The following is an 18,017-nucleotide window of genomic DNA, read 5'->3' as shown; positions in this document are numbered from 1 at the left end:
GCCATAACCGCATAAAATTAAACTAAACAGTTGCATATCGTGCGATAATATTCCAGATTACCGCACGATATGGAGCATTGCCACGAGATGTTAATCGAAGCCGGGCCCTACGGGTTGGCCGCCACGTTGTTTATGGCAGCCCTGTTAGGAAGCATTAGCCACTGCGCCGGCATGTGCGGTCCCTTCGTCCTCGCGCAAGTGTCCGGTTTCGCAGTTCCCCCCACGACTACAGCACAGAAATATTACCGCCTTCTTCTGCTCCCCTACCATGCCGGGCGCATGACAACTTATACATTTCTGGGCGTTCTCGCATGCACGCTTACTGCACCGTTGCTGCATGCTCCGGCGCTGAAGATCCTTTCTGCGATACTGTTAGTAGCAGCGGGAATCCTATTTCTCGCTTCTGCATTTTCGCAACTATTCCCAACAAAATATTTTCAGTTCAAATTTAACTTGTGCGGTGCCCCGCATTGGATTATGCAACGAATTAACCTGATACTACCTTCGCATACTCTTGCGGCGGGATATGTATTGGGAGTGTTGCTGGGGTTCTTGCCATGCGGTCTGGTTTACGCCGCGGTACTGGCTGCAGCGGCCACAGGCAATGTAACGCAAGCGGCTGTCGGAATGATGGCATTTGCAGTCGGAACAGTGCCGATGCTTACGGTAATCGCATTAGGCGGAAAAATGTTGGTGAACAGGAATTATGCCTGGATAAAGCCGGTATCGGCGGTTCTGATGGCAGGTAACAGCGTAGCGCTTTTTGCAATGGCAGGAAAAGGATTTGTATGACGACTCAAGCCACTTCAACCCCCCTCCCCCGTTATAATGACGATATTGTAAGAATGTGTACGGTGGCCGCTTTGGCATGGGCCGTCGTGGGCATGGGCATGGGCGTATTTATCGCATTCCAGCTCGCATTCCCGCACCTGAACTTTGAACCGTTCTTCAACTTCGGCCGCCTCCGCCCGGTGCACACCACTGGCGTTATTTTTGCTTTTGGCGGTAACGTGCTGATTGGAACAAGTTTTTATGTTGTGCAGCGTACCTGCCGCGCGCGTCTGTGGGGCGGCGACAAGCTGGCCAAATTTGTCTTCTGGGGCTATCAGCTTTTCATTGTCCTGGCCATAACCGGTTATGTGTTCGGGATCAACCAGAGCAAGGAATATGCTGAGCCGGAATGGTATGCCGACCTTCTGCTTACGGTTGTCTGGGTAACCTATTTCCTTATCTTTATGATGACGCTGAAAAACCGTACGGAACCGCATATCTACGTGGCTAACTGGTTCTATCTCGGCTTCATCGTGACGATTGCCATGCTGCATATCGTCAATAACCTCGCGGTTCCGGTATCGCTTCACTCCACCAAGAGCTACTCTGTGGCTGCCGGTGTGCAGAGCGCGATGATCCAGTGGTGGTACGGCCATAACGCGGTGGGCTTCTTCCTGACGGCGGGCTTCCTTGGTATCATGTATTATTATGTACCCAAGCAGGCAAACCGCCCAATTTATTCCTACCGTCTCTCCATCATCCATTTCTGGTCACTGATCTTTCTTTATATCTGGGTAGGTTCGCACCATCTGCTCTATACGGCCCTGCCGGACTGGGTGCAGACGCTCGGTATGACTTTCTCCATCATGCTCTGGCTACCTTCCTGGGGCGGCATGATCAACGGTATGATGACCCTCAATAACGCATGGCATAAATTGCGTGAGGACCCGATCTTGCAGTTCCTGATCATCTCGCTTGCTTTCTATGGTATGTCGACCTTTGAAGGACCGGTTCTGGCGATTAAGGAAGTCAATGCGTTGGCGCATTACACGGACTGGATTGTCGGTCACGTACATTCCGGCACCCTTGGCTGGGTAGGCTTCATCAGCTTCGGCGCACTCTACCATATGGTGCCGGTGCTGTGGAAAAAGCAGCGCCTCTATTCCATTACTCTCGTGCGCATCCACCTTTGGGTCGGCACGATCGGTATTGTGCTGTACCTGGTGGCGATGTGGTCTGCAGGGATTATGCAGGGCCTCATGGATCGTGAGTATGATGCCAATGGGTTCCTCGTGCATTCCTTTGTGGAAATCGTGCAGGCAAGGTGGCCGTTCTACCTCATGCGTGCAGTCGGCGGCGTACTATATCTGACCGGCGTGGTGATCATGATCTATAACGTATGGAAAACCGTCAATGATAAGAGCGTACCGGCTGTTGCCGTTACCAAGGAGACCGTAGCATGATTAGCCATGGAAAAATCGAACGTAACTCGATGCTGCTGCTGATCCTGGCGATCATCGTAGTATCCATAGGTGGTATGGTCGAGATTCTTCCCTTGTTCAGGGTTGAAGCAACTATCGAACCGGTGAAGGGGATCCGCCCGCTCACACCGTTGGAGCTGGCAGGTGAGAATATCTATATCCGTGAGAATTGCGCAGTCTGCCATAGCCAGCAGATCCGCTCTCTGCGTAGCGACGTAGCGCGCTACGGGCATTATTCACTGGCTGCGGAAAGCATGTACGATCATCCGTTCCTGTGGGGCTCAAAGCGTATCGGTCCGGATATTGCCCGCCTTGGCGGAAAATATTCCGACGCGTGGCATGTGGCGCATCTGATGGATCCGCGTTCCGTTGTGCCGGAATCCATCATGCCGACCTATAGTTTCCTCATGCAGCGCGGTGTGGACCTGACAGATATATCAGATCATCTTAAAACCCTGCGCAGCCTCGGGGTTCCTTATACGCAGGAAATGATCGATAACGCATATAACGATGCTATCACGCAGGCGAATAACGATGCTGATTCCACCGGCCTTAAGAAGCGTTATGGAAATAACGTCAACGTCCGTGACTTTGATGACCAGCCTGCATTCGTATCTGAAATGGACGCGCTTGTAGCCTATCTTCAGCAGCTGGGCACACAGGTCGATTTCAAGGATTACAATCCTGAAATGGACCCGCGCGACAAAGGCGTGCCTGCTAAAGATTTGACAGGAAAACCATGATGATAATCGACTGGCTGACAGAAAACTCGCGCACGGTAATGACCGTAGGTGGCTTCACCGCATTCACGGCTATTTTCCTGCTGACTTACTGGCCGTCCAGAAAACAAGCTATTCAGGAACAAGCGATGATTCCGTTCAAGGAGCATAATGATGAGCAATAAACCGGAAAAAGACGAACTGAGCGGTGCGGAAACCACAGGCCATGAATGGGATGGCATTAAGGAATTGAATAAGCCCGCCCCGCGCTGGTGGCTGGTTTCTTTCATCGCAACCATCATCTGGGCGTTCGGCTACTGGTTCTTTTTCCCTGCCTGGCCGGTTCCGGGTGGAAGCACGCATGGCAGTCTCGGCTGGACGGAGCATCGCGAGCTCGCCAAAGAAGAAAAGGAAATGTCTGTTCTGCATGAAAAGTACATGGCGAAAATCCATGATGCTTCTCTGGAAGACATCCAGAACGATAAGAATATGTATGAGTTCGCCCGTGCAGCCGGTGCTGCGGCTTTTCGCCAGAACTGCACCGCATGCCATGGAGTGGATGCGCAGGGCAGCAAAGGTTTCCCCAATCTGGCGGATGATGACTGGTTGTGGGGCGGTAAATTGAAGGACATCTATACGACTATACGCGTAGGTGTACGTTCGCCCCATCCCGACACCCGCAGCACGCAGATGCCTGCTTTTGGTAAGGATGGCATCCTGACCGCACCGCAGATTGAAGACGTGGCCGAATTCGTGCAGAAACTGCACCAAGGGGAAAAGGCTGAAAAAACGCCTGCTTACGAACGCGGTAAGGCATTGTTTGCGACCAACTGCTCCATCTGCCACGGCGTAAATGGCCAGGGCAGCCAGAAAGTTGGAGCTCCGCGCCTGAGTGATGATATTTGGTTGTATGGGGGCGATAAAGCCACTATTATAGAAACGATTACATATGCCCGCCGCGGCGTGATGCCGACCTGGGAAGAGCGTCTGGGCGATGACACAATCAAAGAACTGGCAATATATGTCCACTCATTAGGTGGCGGCCAGTAATTCCGCTGGAAAAAAGCGTGGCAGGCGGAAGCCTGCCATAGACTGCGCGGTAGGATGCCGCGTTTAACAGGATGCTAAAGTAATGGGCGACATAACGTATTTTGAGAAACCGCCGACGATATACCCCAAGCGAGTCTGGGGACGTTACCGTAAACTCAAATGGATCGTGATGGCCGTACTGCTGGGCATATATTACCTGGCCCCCTTCCTGCGTTATCACCGCGGTCCCCTGGCTCCAAGTCAGGCAATTCTGATCGATCTGCCCAGTCGCCGGGCGTATTTTTTCGGTATCGAGATATGGCCGCATGAGGTCTACTATGTCGCAGGGCTATTGGTGCTTGCGGCAATCGTGCTATTCTTCGTCTCCTCCTTGCTCGGACGTGTCTGGTGCGGCTATGCCTGTCCACAGACTGTATGGACCGATCTTTTTATCTGGGTGGAACGTCTCGTCCAGGGGGATCGCAATGCCCGTATGAAGCTGGATAAATCCCCACTCTCGCTTGAGAAAATATGGAAAAAGGGGCTGACCCATTTTATCTGGATTGCCATCGGTGTGCTAACCGGCGGCGCTTGGGTGCTGTATTTCAATGACGCCCCCACACTTATTCGCGATGCAATGCACCTGCATGTTTCGACAAACGTCGCAATCTGGGTGCTAGGCCTGACGTTCTCCACATACACTATGGCCGGGTTCGCTCGGGAGCAGGTATGCTCGTATATGTGCCCGTACGCACGTTTCCAGTCGGCAATGTTCGACAAAGATACGCTGATCATCTCTTACGATAAGGAGCGCGGCGAGCCGCGTGGCAACTATAAGGCAGGCGCAAGCCGTGAGGGGCTGGGAGATTGTATCGATTGCGGCAATTGCGTAACCGTATGTCCGACCGGTATCGATATTCGTAACGGCCTGCAGATGGAATGTATTGCCTGCGGCATGTGTGTGGATGCCTGCAACAATGTCATGGACAAGGTTAACCTGCCGCGCGGCCTGATACGCTACGACACGGATAATAATCAGGCCAAGCGTTCGGAAGCGAAAGCCTGCGGAACAGGCTGCAAGGAAACGTTAAACATTGTACGTCCGCGCACGATCTATTATACCATCGTTTTATGCGCCGTCGGCGGATTGATGCTTTATAGCCTGCTCACGCGCCTGCCGCTCGATATTCTGGTTATCCATGACCGCAATCCGCTCTTCGTTAAACTGTCGGATGGCAGCGTTCGCAACGATTATGACATCAAGATTATGAACATGACCGATGATACCCATCATTATACACTGACGGTCTCCGGCATTAACGATCCGCATATCCATGTGGAAGGAGCAGGCACTCCAAAGCCCGAAGATCTGACCGCAGCCCCGGACAGTGTGGCCGAATACCGCGTCATGATTGCCGCGCATGATGTAGCCCAGAAGCGCACAGATATACAATTTATCCTCAAAGATAATACAACAGGCAAAACCGCCTCTCACCCCTCCCTTTTTATCAATGGTAAATAATATGGAACACACTGCCGCAAGACCTTCGGATCGTTTTATTCCCTATTATATCGCACTGTTCTTCGTCATGCTGATGGCCCTGATTTTCTGGTTCGTCTGGCTATGCATCCGCAATTATCCGGGCGAAGTCGTAAAACACGCCTATCAGGACGGGCTGTATTATAACCAGGCTATTGCGCATTCCGAAGCTCAGGCAAAGCTTGGCTGGCATACAGACTTAACGTTCAATACGCAGGGAAAGAATGTGCAGACCATTCTCACACTTGCGGATAAGAGCGGTAAACCGATTACGAATGCCGAAGTAAAAGCCTGGTTTATCAGGCCGACCCATGCGGGATTCGATCAGTCTGATCTCGCTATGAATAATGACGGCAATGGACATTACAGCCTGAAAAACACCCTGCCGTTATCCGGCGAATGGAATGTCCATCTCTCTGCGACCTGTCAGGGCCAGAATTACCAGCTGGTAAGGCACCTGGAGCTTAAATAATCCTAAAAGGAGGCAATATGCGCTCAGATTTATCGCTCCGCCGGTTCTTATGGACGGCGGTCGTGGCACTATTATCTGTTCCTGCGGTTGCAACCGCGCAAGAAGGCATATTGGCCGCTCCTCCAGCACATTATGATTATGACCGGGATACCTTCCATCCCGTATATGCTCAGCATGGCATGGTCGCAACCGAACAGGCACTCGCAAGCCAGGTTGGCGCGGATATCTTAAAGCAGGGCGGAAATGCTGTTGATGCGGCAGTTGGCGTAGGCTTTGCGCTGGCAGTAGTGCTGCCCAATGCGGGCAATATCGGCGGTGGCGGCTTTATGCTCGTGCACGACGAAAAGACGGGCAAGGACATCGCTCTGGACTTTCGCGAAGTGGCTCCCGGCAAGGCAACCGAAACCATGTTCCAGGATGAAAATGGCAATGTTATAAAAGATGCCTCCCTCTATACGCATAATGCGGTTGGTGTTCCGGGCACAGTTGCAGGCATGCAGTATGCGCTGGAGCATTGGGGCACTATGAAACTGGCAGATGTAATCGCGCCGTCGATTAGCCTGGCGGAAAAAGGCTTTCCCGTAAGTTACGGGCTTGCCCACATGCTGGAGTTGGAAAAAGCGCATCTTGCTCCATGGGAAAGCACCCGCAAGATTTTCTTCAGGGACGGCCATCCCTTACGCGAGGGGGATATGCTCGTGCAGAAAGACCTGGGCCATTCGCTTAGCCTCATTGCTACACAGGGACCGAAAGCATTTTATAATGGGGAGATTGCCGATCGGATAGTCGCTGAGATGAAACAGCATGGCGGCATCATGACCAGAAAGGATTTTGAAGATTATAAGGTCGCTGTGCGCGAACCGGTCAGCGGGGAATATCGCGGATTCAAAGTTGTCTCCATGCCACCGCCCAGTTCCGGCGGTGTTCATATCATCGAGATACTGAACATGCTGGAACATTATCCGCTGTCGCAATACGGATTCGGTAGCGCGAAGGCAATTCATTATATGGCTGAAGCCATGAAGCTTGCCTATGCGGACCGCTCCAAATATCTGGGCGATCCTGATTTCACTAAAGTTCCCGTTAAAGGGCTAACTTCCAAACATTACGCAGACGAACTCGTCCAAAGAATAGACCCGGTAAAGCCTTTGCCTGCGGAGGCATTCAAGCCCGGCAATCCTCTACCTTATGAAAGCAGCCAGACAACGCATTATTCTATCGTGGATGGCAAAGGCAATGCGGTGGCCGTCACTTACACGCTCAATTTCGATTTCGGCAGCGGCATTGTGGCGGAAGGTACTGGTATTATGCTCAACGATGAAATGGATGATTTTTCTTCCAAGCCAGGTGTGCCTAACGGCTATGGTGTTACTGGCGGCAAGGCAAACGCTATCGAACCGCGAAAACGCCCTCTATCTTCTATGTCACCGACTTTTGTGCTGAAGAACGGCAAGATATGGCTGGTCACCGGCAGCCCCGGCGGTTCCCGCATCATCACCACAACACTGCAAACCATCCTGAACATGATAGATTTCGGCATGAACCCGGCCGAAGCCGCCACCGCACCACGCGTGCATGACCAGTGGCTGCCCGATACATTGCGCATCGAAAAGGGGCTGAGTCCGGACACATTGAAAATCCTACAGGACGAAGGCTATCATGTCTCGCCGGAACCGACGATGGGACGCGTGCAGATCATACAGGTGAGGGATGACGGCGTATACGGCTATTCCGATTCGCGCAATCCGGACGGTGCGGCGATAGGGTATTAAGGTCTGCCTGGGACATCAGTCTGTGCCGGTCTGACAGCAGATGACGTGCCCGGTGCTCCCGGGCCTTCTGCTCCTTCAGCACGGAATGGTGTTTCCTGTGTTCTTGCGAGATTAGCAGCTTCTGCAGCACCAACTCCGCCTTGTGTAGCTCGAATCATCGCAGCCTCTACCGGGAAACGTTCCGACAGCGGACCTGTATGGCCTTCGCTGTCGAGCCTGGTAACGCTGTCAAGATTTACAGTCTGCGCCACTTTGTCGTATATCCCCATTGAATGCACAGGAATGTTGCGATCTCCCACTGCAGCCAGCGAAGTATTCATATCTGAAAGGACCGGGTCGCCCACTTGCGTACCGGCAAAAGAAAGTTCGGAAGACTTATTATAAAAATCTTTAAAATCCTGCGGATTGACTCCGGTTGTTGGCAATGCCTTACCACCCTGTGTTTGCTTCACAAGCATATCGTATTTGACCGGATCGTCTCCTGCTTCGATAGGAGGTTCAACATAATCGACGCCTAATTTACCAAAACCGAGCTTACCGTACACGGAAGCATGTTCAGTAAGCCCAACCCCTATGCCCTTGCTATCGTCTCCGCGGCCAATCGAATCACTAAGATATTCTTGCGGCGTTTTGCTAAGCGGGTTCTCGTGCGGCAGATAAGTAGTAACAACAGGTTCTGCGGCAGTGCCCGCCGTTTGCTTCACATGATCGGCTGTAGCCTGTGCAATCCTGTCAAAGACTTCGCCTTCGATACGTTGCATAGCGGCAGGATCAATACGTCCGTCCGCCGTATCGCGATACTCAGGTACCACGCTAAGTGGATATAATATATTGGCCGCCCCTTTGGCGTTATCGCCTTCCCCTGTCGCATGCATTGAAAAATTTGCAGTGCCAACTATATTGCCAGTGGCATTATCCCTTACAACAGCCCAGGCTTCTTTAGCTCCCGGAACATCTTCGTTAGCCAGATATTCCTTGAAAGCAGGTAAAGATTCATCCCCCAGGCGGCTCGGATTCCCAGCCTGATATGCAGCATGCATTGCTGGAGTCAGCTTTTCGGGGTCTGTAACAATCTCAATACTGTAATCAGAGGGCAACGGCATGGTAATATCCTCTATAAGAAATTCTTTTTGATTCTAATTCAGATGAAATCCAAATGCATCAATTGAAACATGAAGTTTTAATGACAATTATTCATCCAGACTGTAAATATCCACATCCTATAAATCTATTGCATTCCGCAGCGCACAAGTTTATCTGCTAGAAGAAGTATATTATGATTTCTCGGAAAGAGAATAGGCCTGAATAATAAAAAGGAACTATCATGTTAAAGCTGATTGCACCGTTCAGAGCGTATTTCAATCTGGACAGTTCGCAGGTAGCAACCGACCCGGATGGTTTTATGGACTATCTTGCACATTTGCGTACAGAGCTTTCCGCACCTGCCAGTTCCATCAGCAAGAAACTCTCTCCCGCACTGGAGATGGATGTCAATGTGCCGCCCCGATTGGAAAAAGATGAAGTGGAAGCGCGCTATGTAGATGCTAACAAGAATGGCAGCCTCTTTCTGTTTCAACGCATCTTTACCTTACGCTTTAAATCCGCTGCTTTCCCGGAACTGCAGAATATTCTCCGGGATGCCTGCACGGCGGCGGATGACAAGGTTATCAGATATTCCGATTCTTTCTTACCGGATGCGCAGTCACTGCGTATAGACTTTTACGATAATACCGTCGCTATCCTGACGCTGGATCTCCATCTGGATAAAGCCCATATAGGCCAGAGCGACAGCGCATGGGATAAGCTGGATAAATGGACAACGGCATTCACCTATAATCTGCTGGAAAGATTATACCAGAAACATATTTTTCCCTTGTTGCTGGGCTTGAGCAAAATGCCGGACAGGCACGGCCAATATTGGGTGGAAGATATAGAAGCATATAATATCTTCAGGGACCTGGCCAGTCACCGGCGAAACCCTTATTATAATCTCGACCTGTGCTTCAGGCTGATGTGGGTAAACAGAACGCTGTTCTATAGTAACGACTATCCAATGAATGCATGGATCAGACCGCTTCTGCATCCCCATAATAATGAAAGTATCAGGATTGACGGAGCGGAAATTCATCTCAACTCCGGTAATAATGTCATCATGATCTCTAAGGACTTAGAAGATAAGCAACTGGAAAATTTGTGGGATGTCATGCTCTCCGCCCAGTATTATTACGCGGCGATGGATATTGTGAATGTCAATCTGATTAAATATCTCGGCACCGTATTTAACCGCCAGAGCGATGCTTCTCTGCATATGCTGAGCGAGGATATGGAAAATATTATTAATCTCGTGACGATATTGCAGGTGCACTACAACGATATGATGGTTGATCTGCAGGGAGTCTCGCAGAAACTCTTTCACGCCATACAGAAGGAATGGAAATTTGAGAACCTGGTGCGCAACGTGGATCGCAAACTTGGCCTTTGCAAAGCCAACATCACCATGCTCAGCCAGCAGACCAACGAGCGCAATCAATGGCGCACGGAGATTGTGCTTAAAGCGCTGGCAGGCACGAACCTGATTTATCTTTTCCTTGCCGTAAGCGGCTATGCAAGCCAGTGGCCGCGTGACCATATGGACATGGTCGGCAAGTTTCCGGGGTTCCTGGATCTGGGATTTATTTTCTCAGGCAATGCATTGACCTGGGCGGGCATCATCATTACGGGACTTCTGATTCTCTACACGACGAACTGGCGTAATATGCGCCGGACCAGGCAGCGCAGACAGCAGCGGTGGAACTAATAGATCAGGCAGCCACTCTTAACTGACGCCATTCCCGCTTGATATGTGTATCCAGCCATTGTCGCACTTCCGCCATAAGCGGATGCGATACGTCTTTTTCAATAAGACGCCACACGCGCGGCATGAAAGTAAGGTAACGGGGCTTGTGGTCGCGCACATATAAACGCGCGAACGTACCCGCAATGCGGCAATTTCGCTGCGCTCCCATCATGTGATAGGCTGCCATGAATTCCTCTCGCGCGATTCCGGTTTTCTCCAGGTAATAATCCAGCGCATGCTGCACTGTATCTGACGTGATGTCACGGCGCACATCTTCCAGAATGGAAACCAGATCATAAGCGGGGGAGCCAAGCATAGCGTCCTGGAAATCCAGCAATCCTGCTTTTGCAACCCCTTCACGGCCGGGAAGCCATAGCAAGTTTTCTGCGTGGTAATCGTAAATGACCGTGACCTGCTGAAGTGCTGGCAATTTGGCAAGGGTGCGGCGCCAGATATCCAGATATTCCTGCTTGATTTCCTCAGGGCAGGAAGCTCCGGAAACAAACGGCATGAACCATTCCGGCAGCAAAGCAACCTGCTGCAGCATTTTTTCAATGCTGAACGGCTCAAAAGGGTTAACGCCGCCAGCTTTAGCATCCTTATAAAGCGTAACCAGCACCTCGGTTGCCGCAAGATAGAGTTCCCGCTCGGTTTCAGGATGCTTTTCCATGACTCTGGCAAACAGATCGTCTCCAAGGTCTTCCAGCAGCAGGAAACCATGTGCCTCATCAGAGGCAAGAATCTGCGGCGCGCTGAGTCCCGTCTGCGTCAGATATTCCGCAGCTTTCATGAAAGGACGTATATCTTCCTTATCAGGCGGAGCATCCATCAAAACGGCACTTTTTTCGCCAAGAAACACACGCTCATATTTACGGAACGAAGCATCGCCCGCCAGCATTGTGCGCCTGGCACCTCCCCATCCGCTGGCGGCCAGAAATTGATCGATCGCATCCGTCCTGTTCATAGCAAATCCTTTAACCGCTCGCTCCATATTGCATCGCCCGAAAGGGTGAGTTTTCGCGTATCACGTTTGTCCCCAAAATCAAAGGAAATATCAAGCCGCCGCGCCGGAATTCGGTGCTCGGCGATCTTCGGCCATTCGATCAGCGTAAGCAGGGGCCATAACTCCTCCAGCCCCAATTCTTCCAGCTCTTCTTCTGCTTTGAGTCTGTAGAGATCCAGATGCCATAACGTGGCCGTTGCTCCATCCGCGAGTCTTGCGTCATAGGACTGCATAAGCGTGAAAGTAGGGCTGGCAACTTCCATGTCCGGGCGAGTCAGACTTTGGATGAGCGCGCGAGCGAAACTGGTCTTCCCCGCCCCTACTTCTCCGCTCAGCGTCACTATGTCACCTAAATGCAACTTTCCGGCGATATTCTGCGCAAGCAGTTGCATTTCTTCAATAGACAAAGCGTTAAATGTATATAATATCATGCAAAAATACGTTCTTGGTCCTGCAGGCACGGTTAGACTTGCTATGGAGCGAGTATATGAATAAAATGGTGTGAAATGAAAGCATTAAGTAAAAAAACCTCATTGAAAAAAGCTTTCGGTAATTTAGCGCAGGTCGGTGTGCTGATTGCGGACGGTGATCGCCGTATAGCCGCCATCGTGCGGGAAGTAATGGAAAGCCTTGGATTCAGCGCAATCCACATCGTGCATGACGGCACCGAAGCCATCAAAGTTATGAAGACTGAAAAGATTGACATGCTGATCACGGACTGGCGCATGACGCCGATGGACGGGATCAGTCTTGTTAAATACCTGCGTCACGACAAAGACTCACCCAACCGCTTTCTTCCCATCATCATGCTGACAGGCTATGTCGGTAAAGAGCATGTTGAAATTGCGCGCGACGTAGGGGTAACGGAATTTGTCGTCAAACCGTTCAGCGCCAAGACGCTGTGCGACCGTATTATTCTGCTGATCGACAATCCACGCGGATTCGTCATGAATCAGAACTTCGTCGGCCCGGATAGAAGAAGACGCCATATTCTACCGCCCGACAAAACCGAAAAACGGCACAGATAACGGAATGCTGGCATTATGACTGAAAATGAAAACGAAGCAAAAGTGCAAACAGGTGCCACGGAAGACACTAAGTTTTTCCCTCCCGACTATAGCCTTAAGAAAGCTATTGGCGAAGATGTAGACCTGAAAAAGATATTCAGCGAAGAAAACATCACCAAAGCGCAGGCGACTATTGAAAAGCACAAGGAGAGTTTCCTTGAATGGGCGTTAACAGATACTGCCACCATGAACAAGCATTTTGAAGATGCCATGGCCAAAGCCCCGGAATGTGAAGAAGATGTCAGCCATCTGGAACAGATTGCAGCCCGCATCCAGTCTCAGGCCGGAACCTTCGGGTTCGATCTGGCCACGCTGGTTGCCAAGTCTTTAAGCAGCTTCTGCCTGCTGCATGGAAAACCGAATGCGGAGCAGCTCGTCGTGATACGCAAACATATCGACACGCTGTCGGTTATATTTGCAAAGAATATCATGGGAGATGGCGGCGTAGTAGGACAGGAACTGCTGGATAATCTGTTCAAAATGGTCGAAAAATATCAATAGTGAGACGGACATGCTGAAATCACTGAAGGAAAATCCCACCATCGCTTTTGGCATCGCGCTTCCCCTGCTGGTAGTGATCATTCTTTCGATTGCAGCAATGGTGCCGAACCTTCTGGAAGCTCCGCCGAAATACGCCGTGCTTTACGCTACGGATTACTATCCCGGCAAGGATCGCGGCGTAATCGTGAATGTTGAAAACCGGAAAGCCAAAGCGAGCTATATCCCAAGCTGTTATGGCGACCTCACCAAAATATATCTTTTTAATCCCGCTACAGGCAATGCGCACGAACTCAAAACCAATACTCCCCAGCCTCCGCGCGGAGTCCAGACGGCAGACTGCAACAAACCGCAGTCCCCTGTTGATATTTCGATTCCCGAATTAGAAAATCTTGATGTGGATGCATCGGACATCTCACCGGATGGCTATGCTTTTCAAAGCGGGCAATATGGATCAAGCGGCGGTGTAATGACGGAAATTTTCTTCACACGCAGCTACTACAGCGAACCGGTATTACGTAAGGGAAGCCGTACAGTGCGGCTGCCGCAGACCACCGGCAGCTACGGTGCCGTCAAATTAATCGGTTGGGTTATTCCCATAAGCAGTGCGGTATCACATGCAGAATAATGAAGCTCAGCTAAACCAGATTATCAATACCATGCGGGAGCACGGTATTACACTGGGCGATATTGAACGGAAACTCAGCGAAAGCGAAACGCGTCATAAAACCCCTTCCGATATTGCCATGCGTGTATTCACCTCGCTTGGAGCTATTTTTATCCTTTCGGGGCTTTTCGTTTATACCGAAATGTTCTGGAAGGACATGAGCTCCTTCATGCGCATTTTCGTATCATTGGGAACAGGCATCGGCCTCAGCATGCTAGCCGCCATTGCCATGAAGGAGAATAAATATCCAAGGCTCATCGGTCCGCTGATAATCATTGCTGCAGCAATTGAAACAACAGGATGGTTTGTAACAATCTATGAATTGTTTCCCCATACAGGTGAGATCACAAAAGCGGTCTTGGCTGTCTACGGAATCATGGGAGTGCAGCAGGCCCTGATGTTTGCCGCTTTTCGCAAAACCTCCCTGGCCTTTACCGCTCTTTTCTTCGCCTATGGATTTTCTGCAGAATGGCTGGACTGGCTGGGTCTCAAGGATCAGGATATCTTTCTCGCCCTCGGCATATGCATGATATACCAGTCTTATGTCATTGCGCGCACAATACATCGTCCTTTATCAAGCTACGGCTATTTTATCGGCGCATGTATGTTCTATGCGAGCCTGTTCGATCTGGTGTATCACACCAGTGTTGAGTTGCTCTATCCCGCCGTGGCGATTGCCATGCTGTATGTCTGCACGATCGTGGAAAGCCGGGCATTACTGGTGACGAGCGTGCTGGCGCTGATTGGATTTATCGGATATTATACGACAGAATATTTCGTCAATTCCATTGGCTGGCCGCTGGCGCTCGTGATTATGGGCGTCGCTTTCTTGGGAACAGGTGCGGCAGCGGTACAAATCAAGCGCAAATATCTCGTCCGGCGACGAGCATAAGGGTTTCTTTTTATGGTAGCAGATAATACGGTGGGCCCGGTTTCCCAAAGCACCGCGGTTTCCGCTATCACACCGCAGACACATAGCACGCCCGAAACATCGTCGACCATCTCAGGCACGATCGTCGGCAGGGATCCGAACGGTAATTTTCTCCTGAAAACCCAGGGCGGCAATCTGACCCTGCAAAGCAATTTGCCACTTACTTATAACAGCGATCTTATTATTAAGGTCGATCAGAATGCACAAGGAACAAACGCCCGCATTGTTTCTGTCAATGGTCAGCCATTTTCAGAATTCTCACAAAGCCTGCCACCGGAAGCCGACAGCGTCAGCACTGCATTGCTTGCCCAATCCTCCGGCTCTACCAGTGCTGCGCAAGACCCGCAATCGGCATCGCTTCCGGTAGTCGTCAGGGCGGACGTACTGGCTGCAACGCCTGATAACGCAGCCCCTCCGCAACCCCAGACCGCCAATCAGACGCCTCTGCCTGCCCCCGGAACCACGGTCACCATCCATCTGCCGGTCACTCCTGCGCAAGTGCAGGCTCCGATAGTAACAGTGCAACCCGATCAGGTGCCTTTGCAGGAGGAGGGTAATACGCCGCAGCCCCCTGCCCCAGCACCTCAACAGCAGAGTATTCAGCTTCCCGTTTCCGAGACCCCCGTAGCAGCGCCCCAGGCCAGCGCAGCTACAGCACAGTCGCAGGCAGCTGCCGTCACGACAAATGTCGCTGCGGCTGCAACCCCGTCATCTACGGTAGCAAATGCAACAAAGCTTTCCCCCAGTGTGCAGGAAACGACTCCCGCACCGGCCCAGCAGCAGGAAGCAGTTGCCGCGCCGCAACTACCCGAAGGCATTACAAATACACCGCAGACTTCTGCAAGCCCGTTCTATGCAGCCTATGCAAAACAAAATGTGAATGTCGTGAGTGCAGAGCTGCAAAACACTCCCAATGTCACAACTCAGGTGGCCGTTGCGACGCCTTCCATCAAAACTTCCAGCGTGCAGGGGCAGATCGTCTCTTCCGCCGAAGACGGCAGCATCACTGTGCAGACAGAAGCAGGCACGATAACCTTGCAGCCTCAGGCACTTCCTGCATCGGCCACGCTTGCTCCGGGCACTGCAATACTCTTGGATATACCGGAAAACACAACGCAGAACATTCTGACAAGTACTGTACAGAATACGCCTGCCCCACCGGCATCGCTGGGAGAGATTGCAGCCACATGGAATACAATAAAGGAGATCGTAAATGTTATTACGGGTACGACATCCGACATAGGTAATGCACCACAGGCAGGTACAACTCCGGCAGCACAAACGCCTGCAAATAACATTATTTCTAATCTGCCGGTGCTGGGCGAAAACTTTGCAGCCACAAGCCTTGCATTCATGACGGCACTTGCCAGCGGTAACATAGCCAAAATTCTGGGAGACGACACGGTTAACACGCTCAAACAGAATGGCCGGACGGATCTGATACAAAAATTCTCGGCCGAAATGACGAACCTGCTAAGTGTTTTCACCCCCAAACCTGAAAGCCAGCAGCAACCGGCCTGGCAGGCCTCCTTCATGCCTTTTATCTTTCAGGGTGAGGTGCAGCAGGCACGGATTTATGTGAAACGCGACGGGCAGAACAAAAAACAGTCTGACGATGCCAGAGCCGCAGGCAACACGCGCTTCATCGTGGAAGTGGACTTATCAGAATTCGGCGGTATTCAGATGGATGGGCTCGTGCGCATGAAACAGGCGGGAACGGTTTTCGATCTTATGATACGCAGCCGCCACCCGTTCACCGCTCAGGAACAGCAGGAGATGACGGAAATCTATAACAGCGCGGCCGTGCAAACCGGATTCAGCGGCATGCTGGCCTTCCAGACCACGAATGATTTCCCGGTCAAGCCGCTGGACGAAATTCTCGCCCACCATACCAACAATATTACGGCTTAAGCGCGTTCAGCATATCAGGAGCGGCTGCATCCCGTTCCGTCAATGGTTTCAAGCCGTATTTGTCTTCAATCAGCTTTAAAATGGAAATCGTGCTATAGACCGTATGATCGACAAACCCACGTTTGGCAAAGGGCGAAATAATAAGTGTCGGAACACGTTCGCCGGGCCCAAAACGGTCACCTGCAGGTGGCGGTTCGTGGTCGTAATAACCACCGGCATCATCAAAGGTCACAATAATGAGAGAGTTTTTCCATAGCTTGCTGCGCTGTATCCGGCCGATCAGGTCGAAGATATGTTTCTCTCCCGTCTGCAATTCCGCATATCCCGGATGCAGGTTGAATTCTCCTTCCGGCTTGTAAAATGCCACAGGCGGCAGTTTACCGGTATCGATAGCGCGAATAAAATCTGCCTCATCCTTTAAATGCAACCACCGTTCTTTGGTGCCATGTGCATAGTCTGCGAAATAAGTAAATGGCTGGTGGTGATACTCAAAGAGCTTGCTCGGATTCCCAGCCACCGCATCGTTCCAGCCACCGCTATACCATGCCCAATCGATATGCTTAGCGTTGAGCCTCTCGCCGATTGTCGGCATTTTCTGTAATGGGAGGCGTCTGCGCTCATCTTCTACCCTGCGGTCATAAGGCCAGGAAAAGGGCTGGATTGTGTTAATCGCATAACCATCCGGCGTCACCGCACCATCATGTATGAGCTTCCCTTTATCATCCAGTTTTACGCGAATGGAAGCGGGAGCTTTATCGTATTGCGGCACGCACGCGCATATGAGCATTACATGGTTCAGGAAAGAGCCGCCGAACCCTGCGGTAAAGAAATGATCAGCTAATGTGAATTCGCGCGCATATTTCCATAGAGGCGAGTGTTTGTTTTCATAATAACCCATAGCCAGTCCGCCTGCATTGCTGATATTGGCGAACCTGTCCATTCTGCCGCCATTAATCTGCGCTATTAATTGATAGAAGCGATGCACTAGATCGCCGGTTTTCTGATTCTCGGGCACATAGCGGCTGATCAGGAAAGGCTTGTTCTGCAGATCTTTGGGAAAACGTTTGTCAACTTCTTTGCCATTCATTACATGCGGCAGCACAACATACGGCTTGCCGTCCGCATCCGTCTGAAGGGCCTTATCTCCGGCCTGCTCAATCCCATCCGCTCCGGGAAACGTGCCAAAAAGATTGTCGAAACTGTGATTTTCAAGATAAATGACAATAATATGCTTTACCGGCTTCAACTGTTCCGGCTGGGCCAGGGCGTGAAACGGCAGCAATAACGAAATAACAAACGCTGTAAGATAGCGCATAGAGG

Annotated in this window: 18 protein-coding genes; 14 read left to right on the top strand and 4 right to left on the bottom strand. The window is 51.2% G+C overall.

Going from position 1 to position 18,017, the window contains the following annotated elements:
* Positions 1 to 69 precede the first annotated feature (69 nt).
* The 8 genes from VFT64_08470 to ggt all read left to right on the top strand — a co-directional run bounded on the left by VFT64_08470 (position 70) and on the right by ggt (position 7,784).
* On the top strand, positions 70 to 792 hold the full coding sequence (locus VFT64_08470) for a sulfite exporter TauE/SafE family protein (GenBank protein ID HEU5047862.1): 723 nt from the start codon (positions 70 to 72) through the stop codon (positions 790 to 792).
* Positions 789 to 2,234, top strand: a complete 1,446-nt coding sequence (gene ccoN, locus VFT64_08465) for a cytochrome-c oxidase, cbb3-type subunit I (GenBank protein HEU5047861.1) — start codon at positions 789 to 791, stop codon at positions 2,232 to 2,234. Before VFT64_08470 ends, ccoN begins: the two co-directional genes overlap by 4 nt.
* A complete protein-coding gene (gene ccoO / locus VFT64_08460; protein ID HEU5047860.1) occupies positions 2,231 to 2,995 on the top strand; it encodes a cytochrome-c oxidase, cbb3-type subunit II in 765 nt (254 codons plus the stop codon). Before ccoN ends, ccoO begins: the two co-directional genes overlap by 4 nt.
* Positions 2,992 to 3,156, top strand: a complete 165-nt coding sequence (locus VFT64_08455; GenBank protein HEU5047859.1) for a hypothetical protein — start codon at positions 2,992 to 2,994, stop codon at positions 3,154 to 3,156. The genes ccoO and VFT64_08455 overlap by 4 nt, the downstream gene beginning before the upstream one ends.
* Entirely contained in the window at positions 3,146 to 4,021 is an 876-nt protein-coding gene (gene ccoP / locus VFT64_08450) for a cytochrome-c oxidase, cbb3-type subunit III (GenBank protein HEU5047858.1), read from the top strand. Before VFT64_08455 ends, ccoP begins: the two co-directional genes overlap by 11 nt.
* A gap of 82 nt (positions 4,022 to 4,103) precedes the next feature.
* Positions 4,104 to 5,522 (top strand): cytochrome c oxidase accessory protein CcoG, encoded by a 1,419-nt coding sequence (ccoG, locus tag VFT64_08445; GenBank protein ID HEU5047857.1) that lies wholly within the window; start codon positions 4,104 to 4,106, stop codon positions 5,520 to 5,522.
* 1 nt (position 5,523) lies between these two features.
* Positions 5,524 to 6,012, top strand: coding sequence for a FixH family protein (locus VFT64_08440; protein ID HEU5047856.1), 489 nt, complete (start codon positions 5,524 to 5,526; stop codon positions 6,010 to 6,012).
* Positions 6,013 to 6,029: 17 nt separating this feature from the next.
* A complete protein-coding gene (gene ggt, locus VFT64_08435; GenBank protein HEU5047855.1) occupies positions 6,030 to 7,784 on the top strand; it encodes a gamma-glutamyltransferase in 1,755 nt (584 codons plus the stop codon).
* Here ggt and VFT64_08430 read toward each other — a convergent pair.
* On the bottom strand, positions 7,781 to 8,887 hold the full coding sequence (locus VFT64_08430; protein HEU5047854.1) for a hypothetical protein: 1,107 nt from the start codon (positions 8,885 to 8,887) through the stop codon (positions 7,781 to 7,783). The genes ggt and VFT64_08430 overlap by 4 nt on opposite strands.
* Before the next feature lie 221 nt (positions 8,888 to 9,108).
* Here VFT64_08430 and VFT64_08425 point away from each other — a divergent pair, with 221 nt between their 5' ends.
* Positions 9,109 to 10,581, top strand: coding sequence for a hypothetical protein (locus tag VFT64_08425; GenBank protein HEU5047853.1), 1,473 nt, complete (start codon positions 9,109 to 9,111; stop codon positions 10,579 to 10,581).
* 4 nt (positions 10,582 to 10,585) lie between these two features.
* Here VFT64_08425 and VFT64_08420 read toward each other — a convergent pair whose 3' ends face one another.
* Entirely contained in the window at positions 10,586 to 11,584 is a 999-nt protein-coding gene (locus VFT64_08420; protein ID HEU5047852.1) for a phosphotransferase, read from the bottom strand.
* A complete protein-coding gene (gene tsaE / locus VFT64_08415) occupies positions 11,581 to 12,054 on the bottom strand; it encodes a tRNA (adenosine(37)-N6)-threonylcarbamoyltransferase complex ATPase subunit type 1 TsaE (GenBank protein HEU5047851.1) in 474 nt (157 codons plus the stop codon). Before tsaE ends, VFT64_08420 begins: the two co-directional genes overlap by 4 nt.
* Positions 12,055 to 12,129: 75 nt before the next feature.
* Here tsaE and VFT64_08410 point away from each other — a divergent pair, with 75 nt between their 5' ends.
* From VFT64_08410 to VFT64_08390, 5 genes are read left to right on the top strand one after another with little or no spacing between them, the layout of a single operon-like run.
* Positions 12,130 to 12,651: a response regulator gene (locus VFT64_08410; protein HEU5047850.1), complete on the top strand. Its 522-nt coding sequence runs from the start codon at positions 12,130 to 12,132 to the stop codon at positions 12,649 to 12,651.
* A 15-nt stretch (positions 12,652 to 12,666) separates the two neighbouring features.
* Positions 12,667 to 13,191, top strand: a complete 525-nt coding sequence (locus tag VFT64_08405) for a hypothetical protein (GenBank protein HEU5047849.1) — start codon at positions 12,667 to 12,669, stop codon at positions 13,189 to 13,191.
* A 10-nt stretch (positions 13,192 to 13,201) separates the two neighbouring features.
* The gene (locus tag VFT64_08400; GenBank protein HEU5047848.1) at positions 13,202 to 13,816 is read left to right on the top strand and encodes a hypothetical protein; all 615 of its coding nucleotides are present in this window, start codon (positions 13,202 to 13,204) and stop codon (positions 13,814 to 13,816) included.
* The gene (locus VFT64_08395) at positions 13,806 to 14,747 is read left to right on the top strand and encodes a hypothetical protein (protein ID HEU5047847.1); all 942 of its coding nucleotides are present in this window, start codon (positions 13,806 to 13,808) and stop codon (positions 14,745 to 14,747) included. The genes VFT64_08400 and VFT64_08395 overlap by 11 nt, the downstream gene beginning before the upstream one ends.
* A 12-nt stretch (positions 14,748 to 14,759) precedes the next feature.
* A complete protein-coding gene (locus VFT64_08390) occupies positions 14,760 to 16,697 on the top strand; it encodes a hypothetical protein (protein HEU5047846.1) in 1,938 nt (645 codons plus the stop codon).
* On the opposite strand, the gene VFT64_08385 is transcribed toward VFT64_08390, so the two are convergent.
* Positions 16,687 to 18,012, bottom strand: coding sequence for an alkaline phosphatase family protein (locus VFT64_08385; protein ID HEU5047845.1), 1,326 nt, complete (start codon positions 18,010 to 18,012; stop codon positions 16,687 to 16,689). The genes VFT64_08390 and VFT64_08385 overlap by 11 nt on opposite strands.
* Positions 18,013 to 18,017: the final 5 nt, after the last annotated feature.

It is taken from the genome of Rickettsiales bacterium, from assembly GCA_035765535.1.
Classification (GTDB): Bacteria; Pseudomonadota; Alphaproteobacteria; order Rickettsiales; family JABCZZ01; genus JABCZZ01.
This window is presented reverse-complemented; position numbering and strand designations above follow the sequence as displayed.